The 7,782-nt window shown below is 66.0% G+C and carries 7 protein-coding genes and 2 pseudogenes; 2 read left to right on the top strand and 7 right to left on the bottom strand.

The genetic code is table 11. The features are described from left to right. Window positions 1-242: 242 nt before the first annotated feature. The 4 genes from LE548_RS46345 to LE548_RS44820 form a co-directional block, all read right to left on the bottom strand. Window positions 243-605 (bottom strand): LytR C-terminal domain-containing protein, encoded by a 363-nt coding sequence (locus LE548_RS46345; protein WP_225102796.1) that lies wholly within the window; start codon window positions 603-605, stop codon window positions 243-245. A gap of 121 nt (window positions 606-726) precedes the next feature. Further along, complete coding sequence (locus LE548_RS46340; RefSeq protein ID WP_225102795.1) at window positions 727-1,767, bottom strand: LCP family protein; 1,041 nt, start codon at window positions 1,765-1,767, stop codon at window positions 727-729. Next, complete coding sequence (locus LE548_RS44825; protein WP_225102794.1) at window positions 1,760-2,107, bottom strand: hypothetical protein; 348 nt, start codon at window positions 2,105-2,107, stop codon at window positions 1,760-1,762. The genes LE548_RS46340 and LE548_RS44825 overlap by 8 nt, the downstream gene beginning before the upstream one ends. 149 nt (window positions 2,108-2,256) lie before the next feature. After that, a complete protein-coding gene (locus tag LE548_RS44820) occupies window positions 2,257-3,003 on the bottom strand; it encodes a hypothetical protein (RefSeq protein WP_374116268.1) in 747 nt (248 codons plus the stop codon). 509 nt (window positions 3,004-3,512) lie between these two features. Between LE548_RS44820 and ltrA the strand changes: the two genes are divergently transcribed. Further along, a complete protein-coding gene (gene ltrA / locus LE548_RS44815; protein ID WP_225102793.1) occupies window positions 3,513-4,775 on the top strand; it encodes a group II intron reverse transcriptase/maturase in 1,263 nt (420 codons plus the stop codon). 86 nt (window positions 4,776-4,861) lie between these two features. Here the strand turns inward: ltrA and LE548_RS44810 are convergent. After that, a pseudogene (locus LE548_RS44810) lies at window positions 4,862-5,818 on the bottom strand (ISAzo13 family transposase); the annotation flags it as partial. 273 nt (window positions 5,819-6,091) lie between these two features. Here LE548_RS44810 and LE548_RS44805 point away from each other — a divergent pair. After that, window positions 6,092-6,526: a VOC family protein gene (locus LE548_RS44805; protein ID WP_225102792.1), complete on the top strand. Its 435-nt coding sequence runs from the start codon at window positions 6,092-6,094 to the stop codon at window positions 6,524-6,526. A 69-nt stretch (window positions 6,527-6,595) separates the two neighbouring features. On the opposite strand, the pseudogene LE548_RS44800 reads toward LE548_RS44805, so the two are convergent. Continuing rightward, window positions 6,596-7,266 (bottom strand): annotated as a pseudogene (locus LE548_RS44800) (transposase family protein). 7 nt (window positions 7,267-7,273) lie between these two features. Beyond that, the gene (locus LE548_RS44795) at window positions 7,274-7,609 is read right to left on the bottom strand and encodes a hypothetical protein (RefSeq protein ID WP_225102791.1); all 336 of its coding nucleotides are present in this window, start codon (window positions 7,607-7,609) and stop codon (window positions 7,274-7,276) included. Window positions 7,610-7,782: the final 173 nt, after the last annotated feature.

Genomic DNA, 7,782 nt, shown 5'->3' with positions numbered 1-7,782 from the left:
TCCTGACCCTGGGCGTCTCTCGACGTCGTGGGGTCAGTGGCCTGTGTCCGTGAAGACGCCTCACCGAACGAGGTGCCTACTTTCAAACCTCCAGCAGCATAGCCCCACAGTTGCGAGATCACGCAACTGATTGACGAAGTCTTGACACGCGCCCCACTTCCACTGCCTCATCTGACTCGCACTGGATCACCGCTCACGAGTCACACTGTTCGCCATGCGGGCCTCTCGACATCGGAGGCGGGTCAGTTGACGCACGGCGCACCGCCCGCCTTCACAGCCGGGCCGGAGTCGTCCGCCGTTGCCGTGTTCGACGCGGAAGCGGTCGCCGTCTGGGTGGGGGCTACCTGGCCGGGATGCGTGTAGTCCTCGCCGAGGGCGACGACGACGTGGCCCGCGGGCACGGCGGCACTGGAAATGGCTGTGCTGGCGTGCAGCCGGCCGGCGATCTGCTGGGCCGCCTGCTGTGCTCCGGCGTCGTAGCGGACGGTGGTCGCAGGCTGCGTGGCGGTGTTGCCTGTCGTACCGACCGTGTAGCCGAGTTCGACCAGAGAGGACAGCGCCCCGGAAGCGAGTCCCCGACCGCCGTTGCCGTTGAGGACATTCACGCTGGTGGGTGCGGCCGCAGTAGTGCCGGAGGCCGCGGGGGACGGGGCAGTGGCCGCTCCGAAGGCTTGCTGCACGATCGACTTGATCTTCTCCGGATCCACGAGGTTGACGTCCTCGCGGTTACGGATGCCGAAGCCCTCGATGGGCAGGGTGTGGAACACGACGTTGCCGCCGGTGAGGTCGGGGGCCTGCTGGGCGAAGTCGAGCACGTTCCAACTGCTGTCGAGGACGACGTCCTTCTTCACCATGTCGAACAGGCCCTGCAGCTTGGACGGGCTGCCCCACACGCCCTCGCTCTTGAGCTGATGCGTGACCGTGGAGATGAACGCCTACTGCCGGCGCGTACGGTCCAGGTCGCCGGCGTCCAGCCCCGTGCCGCTGCCGCACGAAGGCCAACGCCTGACGGGCGTTCAGCTGCTGCACCCCGGCGGGGAAGTCGGCGCCCGAATGACGGCCCTTGACTGGGTGCTTGAGGCAGACTGTGATCGGTTGCAACACCTTGGCGATGTCGTAGAAGCCGAGGAGATTGACCTCGGCGAAGTGGTCGATGGGCACACCGGTGAACTGCTGCACCGTCGCCAGCGTCGCTTCCCGGCCGGCCTCACGGCTCTTCGCTTCCAGATCCGCACCCTTGAGACCCTGGGCGGCGTACTTGTCGTGCGCGGTGGTGTACGCGTTGGCGTACGCCTCCTTGATCTTGAAGTGGCCCTGGACCGATCCGTCGCCGTTCAGGGTCTGCACGTAGCCGTCGCGCGGGATGGAGAACGCCTGCACTTTGCCGCCGCAAGCCGGGATGTGCATGAGGATCAGGGTGTTGGTGTTGTAGTAGCCGATGTCGCTCGACCCGGCGTGCAACTCGGTCTGGACGAACTGCCGGGGCAGGTCGTTGCCGTTCATGTCCTTGCGCGAGTCGAGACCGATGAGCAGCAGGTTGACCGAGTTGTCCAGATGCCGGGGCGCCCTGCCGCGCACCGCGTCGAGCGCGTCGGAGGTGGTCAGGCCGTGCGTCAGGGATCGGCACGCGTACCAGGTCGCCTCGCAGCCGAGCAGCAGAGCCGCCGAAACCAGCCACGTCGCCGCACGCAGCACAAGAAGCCAGGGGGCCGGCCGCTCACGCCGGACGGACGCCGGGCGCAGACGGGGCCGCATGTTCTCAGGCACGGCCCGTCCGCTTCATCCCGAACCGGAACCGGATCGCAACTGCCGCCAGCGCCACGACGACCACCGCGCATTCCGCCGCGGCCATCGCCGGGAACACCGCCACGGCCCACCGCACCAGCCGCGTGGCCAGCGGACCGTGCGACGTCAGCACCGCCCCCGCCGTGACAACGGCCACAGCAACGACCGGCAGCGGTGCCACCATCCCCAGACTGCGGCGGCGCACCGCCGCCAGGGCCGCGAGCAGGGCCCCCGCCGTCGCCCCGACCGCCACACCCCAGCAGGGCCCCCGGCCGACCAGGACATCAACTCCGTCACCCAGGAGCAACGGCCCCAACAGCATCGCCGCGATGGCGCCTGTGAGTGTTCGGGGTTGTGGCAGTGGGTTGGTCGGCAGTGGGTTTTGATCCAGTGAGTGGCTGCTGACCTGGCCTTTGCCGTGTTGGAGTTGGGATCTTGGCTGTCATGGGGTGACTAAGGGCTTGCAGATCATTAACACGATGTCTTGATCATGCTGCTGGGGTCACTGCTCAGGGCTTGAACCCGGGCCTGGAGGGCTGTGAGGGCGGAGGGCGGGGTGGCTGCCGGCGGGATGACGATGCTGTGCGCCTTGAGCAGTGTCCTGATCTTCAGCAGGGTGCGGTGCATGGCGGTCCGGCTGCTGTCGAACAGCACGGCGAGGGGTTCTGCGGCCAGGGTGACCCGCAGGTGAAGGACGGTCGCCAGGACCTGGTCGGGGAAGGCGAGTCGGGGCGGGCGGCCGCGCTTGACGTCGCCGTCAAGGGCCAAAGTGTCGGTGAGGTCGCTCAGTTGCTGCCGGGACATGCCGGTCAGGGCGGGGTCGGACAGCAGAGCATGGTCCCACTCCGGGGCCGGCTTCTGCGGAGCCCAGGGTGCTGGGATGGCGGGGCACGGATGGGGGTGCACGGCGTAGTTCCAGTCGCCGTGGAAGGGGTGTCGGGTCAGTGGCAGGGCCACCATCTCAGCGTCGCCGATCTGGACTCTGGTGGGGTAGGTGTTGGTGTCCAGCTCGGCCATGACGCGCAGTCCGGTGCGGGTGGTGGTCGCGGCGATGGAGTGGACGATGACTTCGTGGCTGGTCAGCGGGCGGCCGCGCCAGTTCATGGTGATGTGTGAGAAGAGCCGGTGCTCGATTTTGTTCCAGTGTGTCCTGAATGCAGAGGGGAATTCGATGTAGGACGAGTTTCTTGAAGCAGTGCTGCGTGACCGATGAAGGATTGGCCCTTCGAAGTCGCCCTGCGGGGGGAGGCTTCAAACCGCCTCATGCCGCGTTAGCCGAAGACTGTCGTGGTGAGCGATGAGGAGAAGGCGTCCAAGAGGCGTCAGGTGGGGATCAGGGAGACGAACGCAAGTGAATCGTTGCTGACGTGTCGAAAAGATTCCGACGACATCAAAACCGGGAAGCTTGGAACCGTCCCGGGATAAGCCTGGCGGGAGCCCGCCGACTGGCCAGGCGGTGTCCGGCATGGAGACGACGTGAACCTGATCTGCCGCGGTCATGTGGAACAGGAGAAGGCGCGTACCGATACAGCCCGTCCTGGTAGGGGCGGGCGAGAGGGAGCACCCCGAGCGGTTGTGCCGCGAAGGGGCCGAGTACCGACGCGGGACGTGCCGGCGGACCGGCTCGTAGTAGTGGTGAAGCCCCTGTAACGGGGGTGGAGCGAAGGGGCCGGGTCGTCCGTGACTGTGTTGATCGCATCAACCGGACGGCGTCCGGGAGGAGTTCGATGAGCCAGTTGAAGTCACAGGCCAAGCCGTTTGAGATTTCTAAGTGGGAAGTCAAGGAAGCATGGGAGGAAGTCAGGGCTAACAAGGGAGCACCGGGAGTGGACGGACAGAGCATCGCCGACTTCGAGAAGGACCTGAAGAACAATCTCTATAGGGTCTGGAACCGGATGTCGTCGGGTTCCTACTTTCCTCCGCCGGTGCGTGCGGTGGCTATTCCCAAGCCACATGGCGGCGGTGAGAGAATCCTCGGGATTCCGGCCGTCGCTGATCGTGTGGCTCAGACGGTCGTGGCCCGGCATCTGGTGCGGAGGGTGGATCCTATTTTCCATCCGGACAGCTTCGGATACCGGCCCGGACGGTCCGCCTTGGATGCCGTGGAGAAGTGTCGGGAACGCAGCTGGAAACGGGACTGGGTAGTTGAGTTCGACATCTCCCAGTTCTTCGACAGTGTGCCCTGGGACCTCCTGGTCAAGGCGGTGGAAGCGCACACCGACGCCGTTTGGGTGAAGTTGTATGTGCGGCGGTGGCTTGCTGCCCCGCTCAAGATGCCCGACGGCACCCTGCTGGAACGGGAGTGCGGGACGCCCCAAGGAGCCCCGGTTTCTCCCGTCTTGGCGAACCTGTTCCTGCACTACGCGTTCGACGTCTGGATGGCGCGGGAGTTCCCTGCTGTCTCGTTCGAACGCTATGCGGACGATGCGGTCGTGCACTGCGTCACCGAGCGCCAGGCCCGCCATGTGCTGGCCGCGCTCTCGGACAGGATGGCCGAGGTCGGGCTGCGTCTGCACCCGGCCAAGACCCGGATCGTGTACTGCCAGGACGGATTGCGGCGCGGCTCGTACGAGCACACGTCTTTCACGTTCCTGGGGTTCACGTTCCAACAGCGCCAGATGCGGGACAAGAACGGCCGTATCAGATGGTCGTTCCGTCCCGCGGTCAGCAGGGACGCCCTCAAACGACTCGGCGAGGAGGTCCGCTCCTGGCGGCTCCACCGGCGGGTCAACCTCACCGTGGAAGAACTCGCGCAGCGGATCAATCCGATCGTCGCGGGCTGGATGCAGTACTACGGCCGGTTCTACCGATCGGTCCTGTATCCACTTCTGATGCGCATCAACGCCTACCTGGTGCGCTGGCTACGCAACAAGTACAGACGGTTTCGCGCGATGAGGAAGGCCATCGCGGCCTTCCAGCGGGCAGCTAAACGCCGCCCGGGGATGTTCGCGCAGTGGAGATGGGTCACTTCCCCCTCCCTGGCCTGGTGATCAGGATGACAAGAGCCGTATGACGAGAGATCGTCACGTACGGATCTGTGGGAGCCGGAGGGTGCGAATCCCTCCGGCTACCCGACCTTCGATGTGCCCGGCGGTAGGTGGCAGACGGTGATTGTCAGTCCTGTTTCGGCAGCGAGCCGGGCGAGTTCGAGCTTCCAGGCTCGGGTGCGGTAGCCGTTCGAGCCGCCCGCGTCGGCGGTGATGAGCAGTCGTGTCGCCTGCGGGTAGGCGGCCCGGCCCTGGCCGGACCACCAGCGGCGGATCGATTCCACTGCGAACGCGGCGGTGTCGTGATCGGTGCCCACGTTGACCCAGCCGGTGGTTGCCGCGAGATCGTAGATCCCGTACGGGACGGCCTTGCCCAGCTGGGGGTCGGCGAAGTCATGGACGTTCACCGGCGCCGGGTCAGCCGCAGGCCGCCATTGGCGGCCGTTGTTCTTGAACTCGCCGACGAGTTCCTTCTTCTTGGTGTCCACGCTGATCACCGGCTGGCCGGCATCCCGGTGATCGCGGGCCTGCTCGTTGAGATAGCGGAACTGGGCATCCCGGTCCGGATGCTGGCTGCCCTCGATGGTCTTGGCGTTGGCCTGCAGACTGAAGCCTTCCTCGCGCAGCAGGTCGGCGACGGTGTCCGCACTGACTTTGTGCCCGGCCCGGGCCAGCTCCCGCGCCAGCGTGCGGGTCGACTTCACCGTCCACCGCAGTGGCGACATGGGATCACCGCGCTCGTCCGGCTCGACCAGCGCCAGCAGTGCCGGCCGCAGCCCCGGATCGAGATCTGCGACCCTCTTGCGGCCGCCGCCGGGCCGCCGCACCCGCCCCAGAGGCTCCTCGCCGGTCTCCAGCTCGAACACGCCCTTGCGGACCGTGGTCTCACTCACCGAGGCCGCCCGCGCAACGGCCCGAACACCACCGTGTCCCAGGACACGGGCCTCTGCGGCCATCAGTAGCCGTCGCTGCCGCTCATCCAGATGCGGGAACAACACCGCGAACTTCACAGCGAGTTGGGTACGGACCTCGTCCGGGATGCGCATACCACACCAACGAGCCACGGGACGGGAAGCAACACCTTGATGATCTGCAAGCCCTAAGGGCTGTCCCGCAACTGATCTTGGCCTGAAGGTGGTTGGTCAGGACTGGATCATGAGGACCACTGGGGCGCTCCGCCGCCACGGTCGCGTCGTTCTCCCGGACTGTTCGTTTGATCACTTGGTGTCCAAGGCGGGCCCAGGATGCGACGGGTGGCGGGCGGATCCGCCTGGGGAAATGAGGGGCGGGGTCCCCCTGGTACGCGGTACGGTGCGCCGATGTCAGAGATCAAAAAGTTCCAAGTCACCTTTGACTGCGCAGAGCCCGAGCGCCTCGCTCGCTTCTGGTGTGAAGTGTTGGGGTACGTCATGCCTCCGCCACCTGAGGGGTTCACCACCTGGGACGATTTCAACCGCACCCTGCCTCCTGAGAAGCACGGATCATGGTCCGCCTGCAGTGATCCTTCAGGCGTGGGCCCGCGCCTGTACTTCCAGCGCGTCCCTGAAGGCAAGATCGTCAAGAATCGGGTGCATCTCGACGTCCGGGTCGGCACCGGGCTCGTGGGGGACGAGCGCCTCGCCGCGCTCGAAGCCGAGTGTGCACGACTGGTCGCGCTCGGTGCGACCCACGTGCAAACGCTGTATGCCGATGAGGAAAACGAGTCGTGCATCCCGATGCTGGACATTGAGGGCAACGAGTTCTGTATCGACTGAACATCCTTCGAGCCGGGGATGCGGGGAGCCACCTCCCTTGGGCCTCTCTGGTCTCGTATGCGGCGGGAGTTACCCCGCGAGGGCGAGGTTGTGCAGCCGGGCGATGCCGAGCATGGCGATGTGAACGCCGTCGCCTTTCAGACGGCAGTCACGAAGGAACTTCCATGCCTTCATCCGCGCGAAGACGTGCTCGACACGGGCCCGGACCTTGCGATGGGAGGTGTTGTGCTCCTCTTTCCAAGCCGACAGTGCGGTCTGGCCGCGTTCACGGCGGTGCGGAATGAGCAGGCCGGTGCCCCGATAGCCGCCGTCCGCGATGACCGTGGCCCGGCCGACGGTAGCCTTCGCACCGGAAAGTTCCCACTGTTTTTCGACTGCTCGGCGATGGTGTGGTCGCGGGTGGGGACCAGGGTGCCGTCCACGATCAGCACGGTGTCCTTGCGGAACCGCTTGCGCTGCTGGAGCGCAAGCGAGGGCCCGAGGTGGTCGATGATGCGATCGGCAGCCGACTTCGATACCCCGAACAGCGGTGCCAGCTGCCGCAGCGTGAGGTTGGTGCGCCAGTACGCAGCGACCAGCAGGACCCGGTCCTCCAGCGGCAGGCTCCACGGCCGGCCCTTGCGAACGGGGTCTGCACCCTCGCGTCGTAACGCCGTGATCAGCTTCCCGAACTGTCGCGGGCTCAGTCCACTGAACGGGGCTATCCAGGCAGGCTCCGACGCCGTGATCACACCAGCCACTGCATGATCATTCCACCGCTTCAGGAGCTCCCTGCTCAAACGCGAGGCAGCAGCGTTCGACCTGCTCGGCCACCTGCTCCATGAACCAGCGCATGATCTCGTAGGGGATGACGTGCTCGTCGGAGCTGTGGATATGGACGGCCGGCTCCAAGCTCGGGTCCTCGTCGGGTATCACCGCCACCATGAAGGCAGCTCCGGGCAGGTGGGTCTGTGCGTTGGGAATCTCAGCCCACGCAGCTGGCGCCGGCACGGCCTCGCTCAGCTCCACACACCAGGCGTCGTCCGGCAACGCGTAGTGGAACTGGACGTAGTGGCGGCCTGCATGAACGCGCAGCTCTGGCATGACCGTAGGCTGCCACAGCAGCCACGCCGGAGTCTCGCGAGTATCCGCTCAGCACCTGGTGCCGCCGCCCCACCGACCATTTGTGGGACAGCTCTTAGACTCGGGTTAGCAGGGGCACGACTTCACCGGGGGCGTCGTGAGTGAGCCGCGTGGATCCATGCCGGATCCGGACA

The sequence above is a fragment of the Streptomyces sp. CoH27 genome (genome assembly GCF_020181035.1).
In the GTDB taxonomy this organism is placed as follows: Bacteria; Actinomycetota; Actinomycetes; order Streptomycetales; family Streptomycetaceae; genus Streptomyces; species Streptomyces camelliae.
Note: the sequence above shows the minus strand (reverse complement) of the source record. Positions and strands in the feature narration are given on the sequence as shown.